This window comes from Pseudomonas sp. GW823-FHT03E05 (genome assembly GCF_058796855.1).
Genome location: NZ_JBXAJB010000002.1, coordinates 522,087 through 541,514, shown reverse-complemented (window position 1 = coordinate 541,514; position 19,428 = coordinate 522,087). Strand labels below are relative to the sequence as shown.

At 63.2% G+C, this 19,428-nt stretch carries 21 protein-coding genes; 8 read left to right on the top strand and 13 right to left on the bottom strand.

The features are described from left to right. Positions 1-91: 91 nt before the first annotated feature. Positions 92-301, bottom strand: a complete 210-nt coding sequence (locus AC1RCO_RS10200) for a cold-shock protein (protein ID WP_002554837.1) — start codon at positions 299-301, stop codon at positions 92-94. 352 nt (positions 302-653) lie between these two features. On the opposite strand from AC1RCO_RS10200, the gene dcd reads away from it, so the two are divergent. After that, positions 654-1,220, top strand: a complete 567-nt coding sequence (gene dcd / locus AC1RCO_RS10195; RefSeq protein WP_011059604.1) for a dCTP deaminase — start codon at positions 654-656, stop codon at positions 1,218-1,220. Between the two features lie 106 nt (positions 1,221-1,326). Continuing rightward, positions 1,327-1,539, top strand: coding sequence for a hypothetical protein (locus AC1RCO_RS10190; protein ID WP_011059605.1), 213 nt, complete (start codon positions 1,327-1,329; stop codon positions 1,537-1,539). Positions 1,540-1,591: 52 nt separating this feature from the next. Here the strand turns inward: AC1RCO_RS10190 and AC1RCO_RS10185 are convergent, their stop codons facing one another. The 7 genes from AC1RCO_RS10185 to AC1RCO_RS10155 all read right to left on the bottom strand — a co-directional run bounded on the left by AC1RCO_RS10185 (position 1,592) and on the right by AC1RCO_RS10155 (position 9,417). Next, entirely contained in the window at positions 1,592-2,356 is a 765-nt protein-coding gene (locus tag AC1RCO_RS10185; RefSeq protein ID WP_015634391.1) for an ABC transporter ATP-binding protein, read from the bottom strand. Between the two features lie 14 nt (positions 2,357-2,370). Next, positions 2,371-3,489, bottom strand: coding sequence for a succinylglutamate desuccinylase/aspartoacylase family protein (locus AC1RCO_RS10180; protein ID WP_152686593.1), 1,119 nt, complete (start codon positions 3,487-3,489; stop codon positions 2,371-2,373). Positions 3,490-3,512: 23 nt separating this feature from the next. Then, the gene (locus AC1RCO_RS10175) at positions 3,513-4,223 is read right to left on the bottom strand and encodes an ABC transporter permease (RefSeq protein ID WP_492617672.1); all 711 of its coding nucleotides are present in this window, start codon (positions 4,221-4,223) and stop codon (positions 3,513-3,515) included. Next, positions 4,220-4,948: an ABC transporter permease gene (locus tag AC1RCO_RS10170; RefSeq protein WP_011059609.1), complete on the bottom strand. Its 729-nt coding sequence runs from the start codon at positions 4,946-4,948 to the stop codon at positions 4,220-4,222. The genes AC1RCO_RS10175 and AC1RCO_RS10170 overlap by 4 nt, the downstream gene beginning before the upstream one ends. A 56-nt stretch (positions 4,949-5,004) precedes the next feature. After that, on the bottom strand, positions 5,005-5,787 hold the full coding sequence (locus AC1RCO_RS10165; protein WP_011059610.1) for a transporter substrate-binding domain-containing protein: 783 nt from the start codon (positions 5,785-5,787) through the stop codon (positions 5,005-5,007). Positions 5,788-6,112: 325 nt separating this feature from the next. Continuing rightward, positions 6,113-8,542 carry a penicillin acylase family protein gene (locus AC1RCO_RS10160; protein ID WP_492617671.1) on the bottom strand — a complete coding sequence of 810 codons (2,430 nt, stop codon included), beginning with the start codon at positions 8,540-8,542 and terminating at the stop codon, positions 6,113-6,115. A gap of 233 nt (positions 8,543-8,775) precedes the next feature. Next, the gene (locus AC1RCO_RS10155; RefSeq protein ID WP_492617670.1) at positions 8,776-9,417 is read right to left on the bottom strand and encodes a glutathione binding-like protein; all 642 of its coding nucleotides are present in this window, start codon (positions 9,415-9,417) and stop codon (positions 8,776-8,778) included. Positions 9,418-9,558: 141 nt separating this feature from the next. Here AC1RCO_RS10155 and AC1RCO_RS10150 point away from each other — a divergent pair, with 141 nt between their 5' ends. Next, positions 9,559-10,128 carry a cysteine hydrolase family protein gene (locus AC1RCO_RS10150; protein ID WP_492617669.1) on the top strand — a complete coding sequence of 190 codons (570 nt, stop codon included), beginning with the start codon at positions 9,559-9,561 and terminating at the stop codon, positions 10,126-10,128. 38 nt (positions 10,129-10,166) lie between these two features. On the opposite strand, the gene AC1RCO_RS10145 is transcribed toward AC1RCO_RS10150, so the two are convergent. From AC1RCO_RS10145 to AC1RCO_RS10130, 4 genes are all read right to left on the bottom strand, one after another. Next, the gene (locus AC1RCO_RS10145) at positions 10,167-10,367 is read right to left on the bottom strand and encodes an SEC-C metal-binding domain-containing protein (RefSeq protein WP_007923047.1); all 201 of its coding nucleotides are present in this window, start codon (positions 10,365-10,367) and stop codon (positions 10,167-10,169) included. 6 nt (positions 10,368-10,373) lie between these two features. Next, a complete protein-coding gene (locus AC1RCO_RS10140) occupies positions 10,374-10,859 on the bottom strand; it encodes an LEA/WHy family protein (RefSeq protein ID WP_011059614.1) in 486 nt (161 codons plus the stop codon). A gap of 64 nt (positions 10,860-10,923) precedes the next feature. Further along, on the bottom strand, positions 10,924-11,400 hold the full coding sequence (locus AC1RCO_RS10135) for a YchJ family protein (RefSeq protein ID WP_011059615.1): 477 nt from the start codon (positions 11,398-11,400) through the stop codon (positions 10,924-10,926). A gap of 4 nt (positions 11,401-11,404) precedes the next feature. Further along, positions 11,405-11,902, bottom strand: a complete 498-nt coding sequence (locus AC1RCO_RS10130) for a DUF6231 family protein (RefSeq protein ID WP_065364464.1) — start codon at positions 11,900-11,902, stop codon at positions 11,405-11,407. 190 nt (positions 11,903-12,092) lie between these two features. Between AC1RCO_RS10130 and AC1RCO_RS10125 the strand changes: the two genes are divergently transcribed. The 3 genes from AC1RCO_RS10125 (at position 12,093) to AC1RCO_RS10115 (ending at position 14,061) form a co-directional block, all read left to right on the top strand. Further along, positions 12,093-12,782, top strand: coding sequence for a PA1041 family peptidoglycan-binding anchor lipoprotein (locus AC1RCO_RS10125; RefSeq protein WP_065364463.1), 690 nt, complete (start codon positions 12,093-12,095; stop codon positions 12,780-12,782). Between the two features lie 249 nt (positions 12,783-13,031). After that, entirely contained in the window at positions 13,032-13,310 is a 279-nt protein-coding gene (locus AC1RCO_RS10120) for a DUF1145 domain-containing protein (protein ID WP_011059618.1), read from the top strand. Continuing rightward, the gene (locus AC1RCO_RS10115) at positions 13,303-14,061 is read left to right on the top strand and encodes a hypothetical protein (protein WP_026020132.1); all 759 of its coding nucleotides are present in this window, start codon (positions 13,303-13,305) and stop codon (positions 14,059-14,061) included. The genes AC1RCO_RS10120 and AC1RCO_RS10115 overlap by 8 nt, the downstream gene beginning before the upstream one ends. 60 nt (positions 14,062-14,121) lie before the next feature. Here the strand turns inward: AC1RCO_RS10115 and AC1RCO_RS10110 are convergent, their stop codons facing one another. Beyond that, entirely contained in the window at positions 14,122-14,586 is a 465-nt protein-coding gene (locus tag AC1RCO_RS10110) for a CopD family protein (protein WP_011059620.1), read from the bottom strand. Positions 14,587-14,685: 99 nt separating this feature from the next. On the opposite strand from AC1RCO_RS10110, the gene dinG reads away from it, so the two are divergent. Then, positions 14,686-16,830: an ATP-dependent DNA helicase DinG gene (dinG, locus tag AC1RCO_RS10105; RefSeq protein WP_011059621.1), complete on the top strand. Its 2,145-nt coding sequence runs from the start codon at positions 14,686-14,688 to the stop codon at positions 16,828-16,830. A 93-nt stretch (positions 16,831-16,923) separates the two neighbouring features. Further along, complete coding sequence (locus AC1RCO_RS10100; RefSeq protein ID WP_492617668.1) at positions 16,924-19,311, top strand: beta-galactosidase; 2,388 nt, start codon at positions 16,924-16,926, stop codon at positions 19,309-19,311. The last annotated feature ends 117 nt before the right edge of the window (positions 19,312-19,428 follow it).

Below are 19,428 nucleotides of genomic sequence, written 5' to 3'. Positions count from 1 at the left end.
GGCGCCTTTTCAACGAGGGCGCCGACAAAAGTGACGGGCACAAAAAAGCCCCGCTGTTGAGGGCGGGGCTTTTTTACTGGATCAGTACAAGTTAGATAACTTGAACTTCTTCAGCTTGCATGCCTTTCTGACCGCGGGTAGCGATGAAAGAAACCTGTTGGCCTTCTTTCAGGCTTTTGAAGCCGTCGGATTGGATAGCTTTGAAGTGTACGAACAGGTCGTCACCGGATTGTGGAGTGATGAAGCCGAAGCCTTTTTCATCGTTGAACCACTTAACGGTACCGGTTTGGCGATTAGACATGGTGTATCTCCTTGGACAAAGTTAACTGCGACTCAGGAAAAGCCCTGGCCGAGACTGAGTGCAAAGAGCAGGAAAAATTCTTGGAGATGGTTGGATCGAAATTCAACATCGTGTAGAGATTCTCAGTGACACAAGCAGCACAGTGGCGCCACCTTAACCCTTTTTCCTGAACGTGCCAATGGTCAGTGCGAAGGTTTCTCGGTTTTCGTGACTGACGGCGGGGCGCTCGTCGCCCAGCCCTTGAAAATCGTGGCGTGAGGCGAGAAAAACGTCCCAGACTTTGAACCCGACCTCGCGCCCCGGTAAGATGCCAGACCGTTTTTTTTCACCTCGCTATTTCAGGACACCCGCCATGAGCATCAAATCGGACAAGTGGATTCGCCGCATGGCGCAAGAGCACGGCATGATCGAGCCCTTCGTAGAGCGCCAGATGCGTGGCGAAGGCCAGGATCGGCTGATCTCCTTCGGGGTGTCGAGCTACGGCTACGACGTGCGTTGCGCCGACGAATTCAAGGTGTTCACCAACATCAATTCGGCCACTGTCGATCCGAAGAACTTCGATGAAAAGAGCTTCGTCGACATCAAGAGCGACGTCTGCATCATTCCGCCGAACTCCTTTGCCCTGGCACGCACCGTCGAGTACTTCCGCATTCCGCGCAACGTGCTGACCATCTGCCTGGGCAAGAGCACCTATGCCCGTTGCGGCATCATCGTCAACGTGACCCCGCTGGAACCCGAGTGGGAAGGCCACGTGACCCTGGAATTCTCCAACACCACCACCTTGCCGGCGAAGATCTACGCCAACGAAGGCGTGGCGCAGATGCTGTTCCTTGAGTCGGACGAAGAGTGCGAAGTGTCCTACAAGGACCGTGGCGGCAAATACCAGGGCCAGCGCGGCGTGACCCTGCCACGCACCTGAGTTCGTCTGTCTGACGAATAGCGGGAATTCCTGAGCCGGCAGGCACTCTATTGGAGGTACTGCCGGTACGCGCAAGGCGTACCCGGCACAGCTCAGGAGTGCCCTCATGAAGATAGATCCGCGAATCAGTGCCACCTTGGCCAGGCTGGAACCCAATCAGGTTGGCGTACTGGCCTGGACCCTGCTGGCGCATCCTCCCGTCAGCATGGCCGGTGGCATTCCCGGCCAGCCGGATCCCGATTCCCCGCAACCCCTTGAACCCACCGAGCCGGGCGAACCGACCCTGCCCGACGAGCCGCCTCCCGCGCCTGTCGCCTGAAGCCCGTACCGCGCCCGCCCGGCCCAGAGCCTGAACGGGCGCGGTACCGCTGTTACTTCAGGTTGCCGCTGAGAAACTGCTGCAAGCGCTCGCTTTTCGGGTTGCCCAGCACGTCCTCCGGAGCCCCTTCTTCTTCCACCAGGCCCTTGTGCAGGAACAGCACCTGGCTGGACACCTTGCGCGCAAAACTCATCTCGTGGGTGACCATGATCATGGTCCGGCCCTCTTCGGCCAGGCCCTGGATCACCTTGAGCACCTCGCCTACCAGCTCCGGGTCCAGGGCCGAGGTGGGTTCGTCGAACAGCATGACCTCCGGCTCCATGGCCAGGGCCCGGGCGATGGCCACCCGTTGCTGCTGGCCGCCGGAGAGAAACGCCGGGTACTGGCTGGCCACTCGTGCCGGCAGGCCGACCTTGTCCAGGTAACGCCGGGCGCGTTCCTCGGCCTCCCTGGTGCTGACCCCCAGCACCCGGCGCGGGGCCATGGTGATGTTTTCCAGCACGGTCATGTGGCTCCACAGGTTGAAGTGCTGGAACACCATTGCCAGGCGGGTGCGAATCCGCTGCAGCTCGGCCGGGTCGGCCACGTGCATGCCGTGGCGGTCGCTGACCATGCGGATCTGCTGGCCATCCAGGCTCATGGCGCCGTCATCCGGGGTTTCGAGAAAGTTGATGCAGCGCAGGAAGGTGCTCTTGCCCGAGCCGCTGGCGCCGATCAGGCTGATCACGTCGCCGGTCCTGGCCTTGAGGGAAACACCTTTGAGCACTTCATTGTCGCCATAGCATTTATGCAGGCCTTCAACGGTCAATTTGTACATGGGGGCGTGCATCCTCAAGGCGAAAGTAGGTAACCGCTGCGATAGGCCTCGCGACCGGCGACATGGGCGATCACCATGCCTGCGGTGGCCATGCGTCGCAGCGAGCGGGCGTACATGAGCCCGGCGTTGTTGCAATGGATGGGGGTGACCCGGTCGTGGATCGGGTCGATGATTTCGGCCACCAGTTGCCCGGCTTCCAGGTATTCCCCCGGCAGCGCGTTGAACACCAGCAGCCCGCCTACCGGGGTCGCCACCGGTTCGACACCGGCCAGGGGCGTGGCCGGGAAGGGCAGCTCGGGCAGTGGCGGCGCTTCACCGTCGATGGCCCCAAGCCGGGTCAGGTAGTCGATCAGGGCCTGGCAGTCGAGGCTGGCCAGGCCGTGGTTGACGTCGCCCTGGCCGCGCAGCTCGACGGTCACCGCAAAGCTGCCTGTCGGGATGGCGAAGCGCTCGCCGAAGCGCTGTTGAAGTTGCCACCACAGCAGGCTGAAGCATTCGTCGAACGACCAGGCCGCGGAGTCGGTGGCCAGCAGGCAGGCTTCGGCGCCCAGGTAGCGAGCCAGCGGCTCCACCCGGGGCCAGGCTTCGGGGGTGGTGTAGAGATGCGCCACAGCCTCGAAGTCGCAATGCAGGTCCAGCACCATGTCGGCATCGCAGGCCAGCCGTTGCAGGGTCAACTGCAGGGACTGCAGTTGGGTTTGCGGCCGCTGGCGCGCCAGGGCATCGATCAGGTGACGGCGGATCAGTTCAAGGTTGTGTTCAGGGTCGGCATTGAGCAGCCCTTCGATGGCATCGCCGACTTGTTCGCCCAGGTCGGCGAAGCCGCGGTTGAAGTTCTGCCCGCTTTCCAGCTGGTAGCGGCCCAGGGGCACATCCATCAGCACCTGTTCCAGGCCCACCGGATTGGCCACCGGCACCAGGACGATTTCCTGGCGCAGGCGCCCGGCGGCTTCCAGCTCGGCCAGGTGTTGCTTGAGGTGCCAGGCCACCAGCATGCCGGGCAACTCGTCGGCGTGCAGGGAGGACTGGATATAGACCTTGCCGGCGGCCTGGGGCGGGCCGAAGTGAAAGCTGTGGACCTGGCGCGCGGTGCCCGGCAGCGGGGCGAGCAGGTCGTGGATCTCGTGGCGCATTGACGGTTTTCCTGCAGCAAGTCCTAGTGGGTCGGCCCGAGGAAAGCCAGCCAGCGGCGTTCGGAGAGGCGGAACAGGCCCACCAGGGCGAAGGTCACGCACAGGTAGATGATGGCGGCGATGCCGAACGACTGAAATGTCAGGAAGGTCGCCGAGTTGGCGTCGCGGGCGATTTTCAGAATGTCGGGAATGGTCGCGGTGAAGGCCACGGTGGTGGAGTGCAGCATCAGGATCACTTCGTTGCTGTAGTAGGGCAACGAGCGGCGCAGGGCCGAGGGCATGATCACGTAGGCGTACAGCTTCCAGCCGCTGAGGCCATAGGCCTTGGCCGCTTCGACTTCGCCGTGGGCCATGCTGCGGATCGCCCCGGCGAAGATCTCCGTGGTGTAGGCGCAGGTGTTCATGGCGAAGGCAAGGATGGTGCAGTTCATTGCATCGCGAAAGAACGCATCCAGGACTGGCTGTGCGCGAATCGCGGCGATGCTGTAGATCCCGGTGTAGCAGATCAGCAACTGGATATAGAGCGGTGTGCCACGAAACAGGTAGGTGTAGAACTGCACCGGCCAGCGGATGTAGCGCTTGGGCGAGACCCGGGCGATGGACAGCGGGATCGACACCAAAAAGCCGATGCAGATCGAGGCACTGAGCAGCCACATGGTCATGGCCAGGCCGGTCACGTGGTAGCCATCGCTATAAAGGAAGGGACGCCAGTATTCCTGCAGGAGTTCGATCATCGCACGGCCTCCCGGGCGCCTGCGGCGTAGCGCCGTTCAAGCCTGCGCAGGACAAAGTTGGAGGCACTGGTGATCAACAGGTAGATCAGCGCCGCCAGAACCAGGAAGTAGAAGAGTTGGTAGGTGCTCTTGCCGGCGTCCTGCGCAGCCTTGACCAGGTCGGCCAGGCCAATGATCGATACCAGGGCCGTGGCCTTGAGCATCACCATCCAGTTGTTGCCGATGCCTGGCAGGGCAAAGCGCATCATTTGCGGAAAGACCACGAAGCGAAAGCGCTGGCCGCGTTTCAGGCCATAGGCGGTGGCCGCTTCCACCTGGCCCCGGGGCACGGCAAGGATCGCCCCGCGAAAGGTTTCGGTGAAGTAGGCGCCATAGATGAAACCCAGAGTGATCACCCCGGCGCTGAAGGGATTGATCTCGATGTAGTCCCACTCCATGAAATCGGTAAAGGAGGTCAACCAGGTTTGCAGGCTGTAGAAAATCAGCAGCATCAGGACCAGGTCCGGCACGCCGCGGATCAGGGTGGTGTAGAGCTGTGCCGGAACCCGCAGCAGGGCAACGCTGGACAATTTGGCGCTGGCGCCGATCAGCCCCAGTAAAACGCTGACCAGCAGCGACAACACCGACAACTTGATGGTCATCCAGGTACCTTCCAGCAGCAGAGGGCCGAAACCCTTCAGGCTGAGCGCGGAAAGCCCCAGGTTTTTTAGAAGTTCTTCGAGCATCGATCTGTGACCCGTAGCGATAAAAAAGGCGCCCATCGAGGATGGGCGCCGACAGGTTATTTACCGCTGTAGAGGTTCAGGTCACCGAAGTGTTTTTTCTGGATGGTGGCGTAGGTGCCATCATCGTGTAACGCTTTGATACCTTTATCCAGAAGCGCTTTCAGCTCTTTGTTACCTTTCGAGATACCCACCGCGGTCTTGGCCGGCAGCAGCGGGTCGTCCACCGGCTTGCTGATCTCATAGTCAGCGCCTTGCGGTGACTTGAGGAAGCCCAGTTCGGCCTGCAGCATGTCCTGGATCGAGGCATCGAGGCGCCCGGAAGTCAGGTCGGCATAGACCTGGTCCTGGTTCTGATAGGCCTGGGTCTTGACCCCGGCCTTGTCCAGCACGGCCTTGGCGTAGGCTTCCTGAATGGTGCCCTGCTCGTAGCCGACGGTCTTGCCCTTGAGCGAGGCGGTGTCTTCGCTCAGTCCCGAGCCTTTCTTGAACACGAATGCAGTGGGGCCGGAAAACAGTTCGTTGGAGAAGTCGATGACTTTCTCGCGAGCCGGGGTGACGGTCATGGACGAGATCACACCGTCGAATTTATTGGCCTTGAGGCCTGGAATCATGCCGTCGAAGTCACTTTCGACCCACTTGCACTTGACCTTCAGCTCGGCACAGATGGCATTGCCCAGGTCGATGTCGAAACCCACCAGGCTGCCGTCGGCGGCCTTGGATTCGAAGGGGGCGTAGGAAGGGTCGACGCCGAAGCGCAGTTCCTTGTATTCCTTGGCCAGCGCGGAGCCGGCGGCCATGCAGAGAGCCAATGCAGAAAGGGTCAGCAATGCTTTTTTCATTATTCAATCCCTAAGAACCAATATGAGCGCTTGTGGCGCATGAGTACTGTTACTGGACCGCATAAGACTTAATGAAAGTAGCAATTTCCGAACCAGAGTCCCGAACAGGTGTTTTAAAAGCGCTGGAAAGCAGCGACACGAGGGAACCCGTGCGCCGAGATGGGGCGTGATTTTTGGCAGGCGCCAATAAGGTGCGAAGGGGTGGGCAATCTACGATGGGCGAACTGACAGGGCTGCTAGTGCCAAGCGCGGTTGAGGGCGCCGGTGAGCTGTTCGTTTTGGAGCAGGCCCGCTTGCACAGGACGTGCAAGCGGGTGGGGGAAGGTTACTTGCCTGGAACCAGGGTCAGGCGGGTCTTGCCGTAGCTGCGCTCGAAGTTCTGCGGTTGCATCGGCAGGCTCAGGTACTGGGCCTTGAGCCAGCCGTCGATGCCGTTGGCATAGTTGGGGCTCACCGGGTTGCCGGACTGGCCGCTGCTGTTGAGGCCCATCAAGGGTTCGCTGAGGCCGAAATCCACGATCAAGCGCAGGGCCGGTGTATCAGTGATGGCAAAATCCTGCCCCCAACGGTACGCGGCGCTGTTGATGGTGTTGTGGTCGCCCCCGGCCTGAAGCGGGCCACGGATCTGCCGGCCATTGGCGTTGGTCCACTGGTAGCTGTGCAGCTTGCCCCATTGCCAGGCCTTGCGGTCGGCGCCCAGCAGTTGCTCGCCGGAGCTGATGGCGGCTGCCAGGCTGCGGGCGAGGATGGCTGGCTTGTCTTCCTTTTGCGCGGTGCGCGAATCGTCCCAGAACGGGCTGTCGTCCTGGCCCAGCAGGTGGTCGGCCTGGGCCGAGTAGGAAAGGTTGCCGTTGGCGACGAAGGCTTGCCAGGCGTCACTGGACTCGGGGCCGAGCTTGTCGAGGAAGATCTGCTTGGCGCTCTCCTGCAGGAACAATTCGTACAACGCCGCGTCGGCCGAGCCGGCGCTGACCTTGCCGTCGAACGCCAGCAAGCGGCTATAGGCTTCCCTGGCCTTGGCGCGTTCGGTATCGGGCAAGGCCTCGATGGCCTGCTTCAGCGGCTGGGCCATGCCCGGAGCTTCGAACATCTTTTTCAGTTTGGCGGCGAACAGGGTGCTTTGGTCGTACTGCAGGGCGATCAGGCTGCGGTTGTCCTGCTTGCCGCTGGAGGCCAGACCGGCCATGCGCTCGGCCCGTTCCGGGGCGTGCCAGGAATTGGACAGCTGCATGCCGTAGCCCCGCGAGATCACTCGCTGGTTGGCGGTGGCGATCCAGCCCTGGGGCGGGTCCTGGTCGTAGGGGTGGAGCATCGGGTCGGCGTAGCCGTCCCAGTCGTAACGGCCATCCCAACCCGGTGAGGGCAGCAAGCCTTCGCCTTCGCGGCGGTTGGGGAAGCGCCCGGTGACCTGCCAGCCGATGTTGCTGGCGTCGGCAAACGCCATGTTCAGGGCGATGGCGCGGATTTCCCGACTGGCATCCGAGGCCTTCTCGACATTCTGCGCCCGGGACAGGTCGAAGAAGGCGTCCAGGGTCTTGTCGTCCTTGAGCTCCGGCGTCTGCAGGGCCAGGCCGAAACCGTTACCGAGCGCTGCCCCCAGGGCGCTGTTGAGCAGCGGGCCATGGCGGGTTTCGTACACGGCTTCGCGAATCGGCCGCTGGCCTTTGACGAAGTAGGTTTCGTTGCGCACGGTCACCGGCTGCCATTTGCCGTTGTTCTGGTAGTACAGGGCGTTGCCCTGGCGCTTGAGCTTTTCCAGGAACAGGTCCTGGTTGTCTCCCTCCACCGAGCTCATGCTCCAGGCCACCTTGCCGTTGAAGCCCTGGAGAATCGCCGGCAGGCCAGCGATGGACGCGCCAGCGGCCTGGTATTTCGGCGCGCGGATCTGGGCGTAGTACCAGGCTTGCAGGTGGCTGTCGGCGGCCAGCAGGCTGCGGCCGGTGCGGCTGCGCTGTGGGGCGATGGCCAGGTTGCTGCCGCCGCGGGTGCCCAGGCTGTTGAGCTGGGCCAGACGGTTGATGGCGCGGCTGACTTCGTTCAGGCCCGGCACAGTGAGATTCAGGCCCTTGAGCTTGTCCGCTTCGGCCAGGGGCAGGGGTTCATCGGGATAGCTCGGAGTCAGCCACGGCAGTTTGTCGCTGCCGACTTTCTGCGCCAGCACCAGGGCGTTGATCTCTTCTTGCAGGTTGGCGGACTGGCCGAAGTTCAGCAGGCAGAAGATCAGCGCCGAATCCTCGGCTTTCCAGTATTCGGGGGTGTAGCCCTGGGCTGCCAGGTCCGGCGGCAGCTTGTCGCGATAGCGGAACAGGTAGGCGTTGACGCCCCGGGCATAGACCTCGAAGAAGCGCTTGATCCGTGGCGACGAAGCCTTGTACAGCTCATCGGCGCTTTTCTTCAGGTTGATCGCGCGCATCAGGCGGTCCACTTCCAGTGCGTCGGCACCGGACATTTCGGCCAGGCGGCCCTGTGCCAGCAGGCGCAGGGTCACCATCTGGCCAATGCGGTCGCTGGCGTGCACATAACCCAGGGTGAACAGGGCGTCATGGAAGCTGCTGCTTTCGATCAGCGGTACGCCGACCGCGTTGCGCCGCACGGAAACGTTCTGTGCCAGGCCCTTGAGCGGTTGCACGCCAGAGGTGGGGGGCAGGGTGTCTTGAGTGTTCCAGGACTGGCAACCGGCCAGGCTCAGAGCACTGGCCACTGCCGCGGCAACGCCGAACCGGGGAAGAAAATGTGAGAAGGCTGGCGAGGCCATGGCAAAGCTCCTGCGGGGGGTAGCGTCGATAAAGGCGCTACGTTAGTGAGCAGGCGAGTGCCGCGCAAGCGGGGGCAGGAGGTATTTCTCGACGACGCTGCAAATAGCGATCGCCGGCGCGTCGGCGCCTGGCAAAACCCGTAGGAGCCGGCTTGCCGGCGAAGAGGCCTTCTGGCCTTGGCTGGCCCTTGCGGGCACCGTGACTGGCAAGCCAGCTCCTGCAGGCACAAGGTTCAGGAGGCGGGATTGACCTGCTCTACCAGGGCATAGGCCCGCTCGGTAGCCGGCCGGGCCTGGATGCTGTTGAACCAGCGCTGCAGATGCGGGAAGTCCTCGAGTTTCTGGCTCTGCTTCTTGTAGGAAGCGATCCAGGGATAGATCGCCATGTCGGCAATGCTGTAGTCGCTGCCGGCGACGAACTTGCGGTCCGCCAGGCGCCGATCGAGCACGCCGTACAGGCGCGCGGTTTCATCCACATAACGTTTGATGGCGTAGGGGATCTTTTCCGGGGCGAACTGGCTGAAGTGATGATTCTGCCCAGCCATCGGTCCCAGCCCGCCCATCTGCCAGAACAGCCATTGCAGGGCTTCCTGGCGCCCGCGCAGGTCCTGGGGCAGGAACTGGCCGGTCTTTTCCGCGAGGTACAACAGGATCGCCCCGGACTCGAACAGCGACAGTGGCTGGCCGCCATCGGCGGGTTGGTGGTCAACGATCGCCGGAATGCGGTTGTTGGGCGCGATCTTCAGGAACTCGGGCTTGAACTGCTCACCCAGGCCGATGTTCACCGGGTACAGGGTGTAGGGCAGGCCGGTTTCTTCCAGGAACAGGGAGATCTTGTGGCCGTTGGGGGTGGTCCAGTAATACAGGTCGATCATGGAACGCTCCAATTGGGATGTATCTGTGCTTAAGGACAGCAAACTCCGGCATTAGGTCGTCCTGTCTGCATTCGATGGCTTGCCTGAACAGCTAAGTGATGCTCAAGTGCGGCAAATTCAATGACCTCCACAGAGAAAAACATGCCCCTTCCGGCCACCACCGCACTGATGCTCATCGACCAGCAGCAAGGCATCCTCCAGCCTCGGCTTGGCCCGCGCAACAACCCCGAGGCGCAGGAGCGGATGCTCGAACTGCTGGCCCACTGGCGCGCCCGCGGCTGGCCGGTGATCCATGTGCAACACCTGTCGCGTTCGCCGGATTCGGTGTTCTGGCCCGGGCAGTCGGGGGTGGAGTTTCAACCGTGCTTTGAGCTCCGGGACGGGGAATGGCGGGTTCAGAAGCAGGTGCCGGATGCGTTTTGCGCCAATTCGCTGGAAGCGGATTTGCGGCGCGAGGGGATTGCCGGGTTGGTGATTGTCGGTGTTGCCACCAACAACTCTGTGGAGTCGACGGCGCGTACGGCTGGCAACCTGGGCTTTGCCGTGTGGGTGGTGGCCGACGCCTGCTACACCTTCGACAAGCCCGACTTCAACGGTCGGGCCCGTAGTGCCGAGGAGGTGCATGCCATGTCGCTGGCCAATCTGGATGGCGAGTACGCCACCGTCCTGGACCTGGCGCAGTTGCTGGCCCAGGAGGCCGGGGGCAGCTGAAGGCGCAAGTGCTAAGGCAGGCCCCGCCCGCGCTCAAGTCAGGCGCCGTGGCACTTCTTGAATTTCTTGCTGCTGCCGCATGGGCAAGGGTCGTTGCGGCCAACGTCTTTCAGTGCGTTGCGTACCGGCTCCTGGTGAGCGTGGTTGCAGTGCGGGCCGTGAACATGGCCATGGTCGTGATCGTGATGGTCATGATCGTGGTTGCAGTCAGGGCCATGGACATGAGGTTGCTGGGTCATTGCGGGTTACTCCGGGATAAAATCGCCGGGAATTATCACGCCATTGCGCTTCAGGTGCACGTCCTGGCCGATGAATAATCCGATTTCCAGTTCCCCTTCGAGGCGGTAGGGGATAGGTCGCTCGGGCTTGCGCAGCAATTTCACCACATCGCGGATCTGCGGCCACAGGTTGGTCCGCACCGGCACCTTGAAGAAGCGGCTGCTGTGGGGCGTGACGGTGAACCAGTGTTCGTGCTCGCCTTCGCTGAGCAGGAAGCGCTCCAGGTAGACCTTGTAGGTCAGGCGACGCACGGTCAGGTCGCTGTCGTTGGGGTTATCCACCCGCAGGTGCAGGGTGAAGCGTTGTTCCAGCAGGTTGGCCTTGACCACCTCGACCTTGACCAGATGCACCGTCGGGTCGACGGACTCATCGCTGAACCAGGAGGCACAACCCGTCAGGCTCAGCGCGCCGAGCAGGCACAAGGTTCGTAACGCACGCAGCTCACCGATCATTGCAAGACTCCCTCTGGATGCCGGTGCCCATCCTGGGCCCGGGTTGGTAGCGGCCGGTCGCGGCTCAGCGGCTGAAATAGCTGGCGCAGCACTTCTTGAACTTGTGCCCGCTGCCACAGGGGCAGGCGTCGTTGCGGCCGGATTTGAGGGGAACCGTGGGGTCGATGAAATACCAGCGTCCCTGGTTCTGCACGAAGGATGAGCGTTCGCGGTGGCTATGCTCGCCCTGGCTGTCGTGCCAGCGGGCAGTAAAGGTGACAAAGGCATGCTCGGGCTGGCCGCCGAAGACTTCCGAGCTTTCGACCTGCAACCCCAGCCAGGTGCTTTGGGCGCTCCAGTCGCTGATGGACTGGCGATCCAGGCCCGCCTGTTGCGCCGGCAGGGTGGTGGCCAGCAGGTAATCCACCTGCCCCAGCACATAGGCGCTGTAGCGCGAACGCATCAGGGCTTCCGCGCAGGGCGCCGGATGACCGGCATGGTAGTGGCCGCAGCAGGCATCCAGCAGGTTGCCGCTGCCGCAGGGACAAATCGAGGCACTCATTGTGTTACCACCAATACTTTCCAAAGTTTTCCGGGTTTGCCCAGAAGCGTGAATTGAGCCAATCGGGCACTTGCTTGTATTCAAGCAGATCGTAGGTGAACAGGGTCAAGACCTGTTCATCGCGCTGAAAACGTTCGCTGGCCTGCAACGCCAGGGAATAGAAGTCGGTTTCCTGCCAGCCGCAGGCCTGCAGATCGGCCAGTACGGCGATCCGGCTGGCATTGAGGTTGCGGATGCCTCCCAGCAGGTTCAGGCCGTCGCGCTTGGGCAAGTGCTCCAGGCAATCCACGGCCAGGGCCAGGTCGAAGCGCCGCGCTGCCAGTTCCACAGGCAGAGGGCCGGGTGCCGCCTGGGCCACTTGGGTCGTGGGGTGGGCCTCCTTGAAGGCAGCCAGGGCGGGGAAGTCGCTGGCACCGATCAGCAGCAGCTGTTGTGGTGCGTAGCGATCCAGCAAAGCCGCCAGGGCCTGCTGCGGGGTACGGTCGGAAATGCCGGCGCTCATCTTAGCTCCTCGGTCAGAACGCTAAAGACTAGCGCGCCGGCATCTGCGGGCCTAGAGCGGTTCACCACTAAATCGGCGAACCTCCCGTGTTTACAGGGCGAAACCGGTGATAGCCGGGTGCTGGCGCAGATGAAATGCGCGGTCTTTACTCCGTGAATCGGCCTTGAGCCGATCCCTCAGGAGAAATCAGATGAGCATCATTCGGACGGCAGTACCCCTGGTTCTGTTAACCAGTGTGTTGACTGGTTGTGCAGGTTTGCAGAAAACCGACTGGCCGATCTGCGCCGCGGTAGGTGGCGTCACGGGCGCGGCGCTGGGCGCCACCGAAAGCTCCTCGTGGGCGGGCGGCGGCGCACTGTTGGTCGGCGGCCTGGCGGGTGCGTACTGCTGGGTAAAAGGTGATGGCGACGAGGACGGCGATGGCGTGCCGGACAGCCGCGACAAGTGCCCCCACACTCCCAGAGGCGTCCAGGTCGATGCCAACGGCTGCCCACCACCGCCACCGGTGGTAGAAGAGGTGGTAGTGGTCAAGGAAGAAACCATTGTCATTCGTGATGTGCACTTCCATTTCGACTCGGCCAAGCTGACCGATGCCGACAAAACCAAGCTCAACACCATTGTCACCCGACTGAAACAGGAGGCGTCGAGTGCCCAACTGCGAGTGACCGGCCATACCGACAGCGTCGGCAGCGATGCCTACAACCAGAAACTCTCGGACAAGCGCGCCCACTCGGTCGTGGAGTACCTGATCAGCAACGGCATTCCCCGCAGCAGCTTCGTCTCGGTAACCGGCGCCGGTGAAAGCAAGCCAGTGGCGGATAACAAGACCGCCGAAGGCCGGGCGATGAACCGTCGTACGGAAATCCAGATCAACCGCTGAAACCCCAGGGCCTGTGCGGCGACGAGCCGCACGTGGCCGCCTCTGCTCCTGTGCCAGGACCATGCTGATGGCGCAGGAGCCTTTGATCCCGGTGTCTTCTCGGCGATGGGCTCAGCCTGTCTGTAACGGGCGATCCTCGTCGATCCGGTGGCTAAACAGCCACTTCGTGAAGAATTTTCATTCCCCTCTGGCTTACCCCCGGGATAAGTCGTTACTGTGCGCGCAAAGAATAATTCACGAGGGGAGCGTATGAAGGTTTTATGGGGGCTGGGGAAGTTTCTGACCTTGGTTTTCTGGTTGGTGGTGCTGATCAACCTGGCCAGGCCGTTGATCAACCCGCTGCATCTTCTAGTGAATCTGGCGGGCAGCCTGTTGCTGCTGACCCATTTGCTGGAACTGCTGCTGTTCAACGGCAGCCTCAAGGATCGGCCACATCCCTGGCGTGACCGGCTGTACATCCTGCTGGTGGGGATCTTCCACCTGCAGACTCTTCCTGCTCCTGTCGTTGTCGAGGCCGACCATGCGTAAGCTCTGCCTGCTGGCTCTTTTCTGCAGCCCCCTGGCCATGGCCCAGGTGGTCAAGGTCGAAACCAACTCCCTGATGCGTCTGCCCAATACCGCCAGCACTCTGCAACTGGAGCGGCTGGAAGTGGCGGACTATGGCACCTTGCTGATCCCGGCCAATGTCACCGAACTCAAGGTGGACGAACTGCGGCTGGGGCATGAGGCGCGGATCGCCATCGTCCCTACCGAACAGAGCCTGCACTTGACTGTCCGCCGTGCGGAGCTGGAAGCGGGCAGCCAGATCACTTCCCGCGGCGCGCCGGGTACCTACCTGAAGGCCGCCAAGCCGGGGCGCAACCTGAACCTGCGCATCGAGTCGTTACAGGCCGAGACGCTGTCCGTGGACGCCCGGGGTGGTGCCGGTGCGCCGGGTTATGTCGGTCTGGATGGCGCCAATGGCCAGGAACCGGGCTGCACCTGGGGCAGCGCGGGGCGTGGGGCTGACGGTGACAATGGCGGCGATGGCCGTCCTGGTGCGGCAGGCGCCCAGGTCCGGGTGGAACTGCCGCGGGACTTCCCCAGCGAGCAGATCAAGGTCTGGGTCGATGGTGGCGCAGGCGGGCTGGCCGGTGCCGGTGGCAAGCCGGGTGCGGGCGGCAAGTCCAAGGGGTGCCTGGTGTACCGCACCGACGGTGGCAAGAGCGGACGGCCCGGCGCCCAGGGGCAGCCCGGCCCGGCCGGCGAGCCTGGCGCGCTGACGGTGCAGCGCCTGTAAGCCGTAACGCTTGCGTTGAACCTTGCCCGGCCGCCCGCTTCTGTAGCGGGCGGCCTGTTTTCAGAAGGTCGGCCGGGCCGCCGCCAGGGCGACCAGCACCAGGCCGATGATCAGGTTGCTGCCCACCAGCCGGCGGATCTTGCCCAGCGCCGCGGCACCAGCGGGCCAATCCTCGGCCGCTACTGCCTTGCGCAGCTCCGGCAACTGCAGGGACTGGATGCGGATGAACAGGGCGGTCATCACCAGGTACAGGCCCATCATGATCTGCACATACTTGGGCGCGGTTTCAAAGCCGCTGAAGCGCAAATGCAGCAGGCCGATACCGCTGATCGGCAACAGCACCACGGCGATCCACACCCAGACGAAAAAACGCGGAAACACTTGCGCCCACAACTTCAGCCGCGCCGGCCCCTCCAGGGCCACCATGGCCGCCGGGCGCAGGACCATCCAGGCGAAGAACATGCCGCCGACCCAGACCAGGGCGGCCAGGACATGCAGGGTGTAGGCAAGGGCGAAAGGGGTCATTCGGGTACTCCGTTCTGCGCGGGATGAATTAGCGGGGTATGATAGCGGCCGATTCGAACCACTGAAAATTTATCCAGCGTTTTATGCGCCCGAAAAACCATGATCAGCAACGAACTCAAAACCACGATCCAGGGCGCCTACTCGCGTTTTCTCGAAGCCAAGAGCCTCAAGCCGCGTTACGGCCAGCGCCTGATGATCGCCGAAGTGGCCAAGGTCCTGGGTGATATCGACACCGACGACGAAGGTCGGCGCAGTGGCGACCCGGCGGTGGTCGCCGTGGAAGCCGGCACCGGTACCGGCAAGACCGTGGCCTACAGCCTGGCGGCAATTCCCACGGCCAAGGCCGCTGGCAAGCGCCTGGTGATCGCTACCGCCACCGTCGCCCTGCAGGAGCAGATCGTCTACAAGGACCTGCCCGACCTGATGCGCAACAGCGGGCTGAACTTCAGCTTCTCCCTGGCCAAGGGCCGCGGTCGCTACATGTGCCTGTCCAAGCTCGACATGCTGCTCCAGGAAGGCCACGCCCAGACCGCCACGGCCCAGCTGTTCGAGGAAGAAGGCTTCAAGATCGAAGTGGATGAAGCCAGCCAGAAGCTGTTCACCAGCATGATCGAAAAACTCGCCGGCAATAAATGGGACGGCGACCGCGACAGCTGGCCCACGGCCCTGGAAGACGCCGACTGGGCGCGCCTGACCACCGACCACAGCCAGTGCACCAACCGCCATTGCCCGAACTTCGGCCAGTGCGCCTTCTATAAGGCTCGGGAAGGCATGGGCAAGGTCGATGTGATTGTCACCAACCACGACATGGTCCTGGCCGACCTGGCCCTGGGTGGCGGCGCCGTGCTGCCGGACCCGCGCGACACTCTCTATGTGTTCGACGAAGGTCACCACCTGCCGGACAAGGCCATTGGCCACTTCGCCCATTACACCCGCCTGCGCTCCACTGCCGACTGGCTGGAGCAGACCGCCAAGAACCTCACCAAGCTGCTGGCCCAGCACCCGTTGCCGGGTGATCTGGGACGCCTGATCGAGCAGGTGCCGGAGCTGGCGCGGGAGATCAAGACCCAGCAGCAGTTCATGTTCACCGCCTGCGAGCAGATCGCTGATTTCCGCACCGGCGAGGACATGGAAGGCCGCGAGCGGCCACGCCACCGTTTTGTCGGCGGGCTGATCCCCGAGCATATGCGCGAGATGGGCCTTGAGTTGAAAAAGGGCTTTTCCCGTCTCACCGACCTGTTCACCCGCCTGACCGAGTTGCTCAAGGAAGGCATGGATGGCGAGGTCAACATCGGTATCGCCAGCAACCAGGCCGAAGAGTGGTACCCGCTGTTCGGCAGCCTGCTGGCCCGTGCCTCGGGCAACTGGGAACTGTGGACCGCGTTCACCGTCGAGGACCCGGAAGACAATCCGCCCATGGCCCGTTGGCTGACCCTGGCCGAAAGCGGCTCGCTGTTCGACATCGAGGTCAACGCCAGCCCGATCCTCGCTGCGGAAATGCTCCGGCGCAATCTGTGGAACGTGGCCTACGGTGCCCTGGTTACGTCGGCGACCCTGACTGCCCTGGGCACTTTCGACCGTTTCCGCATGCGTGCCGGCCTGCCGAAAAAGGCCGTGACCGCCGTGGTGCCGAGCCCTTTCCACCATGCCGATGCCGGGGTGCTGCGGGTGCCCGACCTGCGGGCCGACCCGCGGGACGCGCCGGCGCATACCGCGGCGATCATCCGCGACCTGCCGGAACTGGTGGAGGGCTCGCGGGGCACCCTGGTGCTGTTCTCCTCGCGCAAGCAGATGCAGGACGTGTTCGACGGCCTGGACCGGGACTGGCGCAAGCAGGTGTTCATCCAGGGCAACCTGTCCAAGCAGGAAACCCTGAACAAGCACAAGGCGCGGGTCGACGGTGGCGATTCCAGCGTGCTGTTCGGCCTGGCGAGTTTCGCCGAAGGGGTGGACTTGCCCGGGGCCTACTGCGAACACGTGGTGATCGCCAAGATCCCGTTCTCGGTGCCGGATGACCCGGTGGAGGCGGCGCTGGCGGAGTGGATCGAAGCCCGTGGCGGCAACCCGTTCATGGAAATCTCGGTGCCGGATGCATCCCTCAAGCTGGTCCAGGCCTGCGGTCGCCTGCTGCGCACCGAACAGGACCGCGGCACCATCACTCTGCTGGACCGCCGTCTGGTCACCCAGCGCTATGGCAAGGCTATCCTCAATGCCTTGCCGCCGTTTCGCCGAGAAATATCTTAAGCACGGCCCGCATATTTGCGTGCCGTGCTGTCTATTTCATGTCACCGCTTCAGCACCGGCCGTTCATCGGTCTTTAGGGAGAGCCAGGTTCATATGATTCGCCGTTCGTTGCCCGCTGTATTTGCCCTGTTGTTTGCCGCGCCCGTCTGGGCGGCCCCTGCCGGACAACAGACGCTGTTCAACTTTGTCCGACCTGCTGCTGTGGTGCAGGTGGCGACACAGGATGCCAGCCTGCCGCAATCCAACGCAGAGCAAACGGCCGAAGGCGAAGTGCTGCGGCGCATCATCTTCAACCCCACGAGCCGGCCGAGCCTGAGCCTGGCGCCCCAGAGCGGGGCCTGGGACTGGTCGCAGTCGGGGATGATGAGCCTGCGTATCCAGAGCGCGATGAACTGGGCCCTGACCCTCTACGTGGCCATCCAGAGCAATGATGGCAAGACTCTGGTCAGCCGCGTCGACCTCCCGGCCGGCCCGGCGCAGACCCTGCTGGTGCCGCTGGTGGCCAGCAGTCCGCTGAGCCAGGGCATGAAGGCCGCGCCACCGATGCCGATGACCCTGGACGGCCAGCGCATCCTGCTGGCCAGCAGTGAAGGGCAACTGGACCGCAGCCAGGTGGTGTCGGTGACCTTGTCCATGGACAACCCCAAGGCGGCCCAGAGCATTCTGCTGGAGCGTTTCGGCGTGCAGGACGGCGAGGGGGTGATCAAGGCGGTCTACGGTTCCCTGGTGGATGCCTACGGTCAATCGACCCGGGCCCGCTGGCCGGAAAAGATCACCAGCGACGATCAGCTCAAGGCGGCCGACGCCAAGGAGCAGCAACAGCTCCAGGGCTGGCTGGGGGAGCGCGAGAAGGCTTCGCTGGACAGCTACGGTGGCTGGAACAAGGGGCCGAGCTTCAAGGCCAGCGGCTTCTTTCGCACGGAAAAACGAGATGGCCGCTGGTTCCTCGTGACCCCGCAGGGGCATCCGTTCTATTCCCTGGGGGTCAATACTGTGGCGCCCGACAACAACCAGACCTATGTCGCGGGCCGGGAATGGATGTTCGGCGCCTTGCCCAAGGACGACGAACCCCTGGCGGCGTATTACGGTGAAGGCGACAACCGTGGCGGCAATGGCGCCGACCAGGGCCGTGGCTATGGTTCAGGGCGCTGGTATGACTTCTATCAGGCCAACCTGCAACGGACCTACGGCAAGCCCTGCACCGCGAACAGTGCCACTGCGCAGCAGGCGCCGGCCGACACCTCGCCGGCGCCCCAGGCAACTCCTTGCGTGGCACCGGCCTTCGACCAGAAACGCTGGGTTGGCCACACCCTGGACCGCTTGCAGGCCTGGGGCTTCAATACCATCGGCAACTGGAGCGCTCCGGCCCTGGGGCTGGCCGACCGGGTGCCTTACACCTTGCCGCTGTCGATCGTGGGTGATTACGCCAGCATCAGCACCGGCAGTGACTGGTGGGGCGGCATGCCGGATCCTTTCGACCCGCGCTTTGCCATGGCCACCGAACGTGCCGTGGCCATTGCCGCCCGCGACCATCGGGACGACCCCTGGCTGATCGGCTACTTTGCCGACAACGAATTGGCCTGGGCCGGCCCCGGCGACGATGCCAAATCCCGCTATGCCCTGGCCTACGGCACCCTGCGCCTGACCACCGACGTACCGGCCAAGCGCGCGTTTCTCAAGCAACTGCGGGACAAGTACCGCAACCAGGCCGGGCTGTCGAAAGCCTGGGGCATCGATCTGCCGGCCTGGGAGTTGATGGAAGACCCGGGGTTCGTGCCGCCGTTGCCGAGCCCGGAGCACCCGGAGATCGAGGCCGACTTCAAGTATTTCCAGAAGGTCTTCGCCGATACCTACTTCAAGACCATCTCCGACTCGCTGAAATGGCACGCCCCCAACCACCTGCTGCTGGGCGGGCGGTTTGCCGTGAGCAACCCTGAGGCCGTGGCTTCCTGCGCCCAGTACTGCGATGTTTTGAGCTTCAACATGTACACCCTCAAGCCCCAGGACGGTCAGGACTTTGCCTACCTGCGCAGCCTCGACAAGCCGGTACTGGTGACCGAGTTCAACTTCGGTTCCCGGGATCGCGGTCCGTTCTGGGGCGGTGTGACCGAGCTGGCCCGGGAAGAGGACCGTGGCCCGGCCTATGCCAACTTCCTCAAGCAGGCGGTCAGCGAGCCGTCGATTGTCGGCGTGCACTGGTTCCAGTATCTGGACCAGCCGGTGACCGGGCGCCTGCTGGACGGTGAAAACGGCCATTTCGGCCTGGTGGGCATCACCGATGTGCCGTTCCAGGGCTTTGTCGACAGCGTGCGCAAGAGCAACCTGCAGGCCATTGACCAGTTGGGCAAGGCCGCGGAGCAGGCTCGGGTCGAGGCGGAACAGGCCGTGGCTGGCGAGCATGGGAGCGATGGTGCTGACAAAGGCCGCGCCGGCAAGGGCCCGGGCGGGCACGCCGGAGGCCATGCCGGCAACGGTCATTGACGTTCACAAGGCCTGAGCGGCTTTCCGGGAAACCCCGGGCAGCCCTCTGAAACGAGGGTTTGCCGGTGATAGCCGGCAGCTCGCCGGCTGTTCCCAAATGCCTTCGGGGCTGGAACA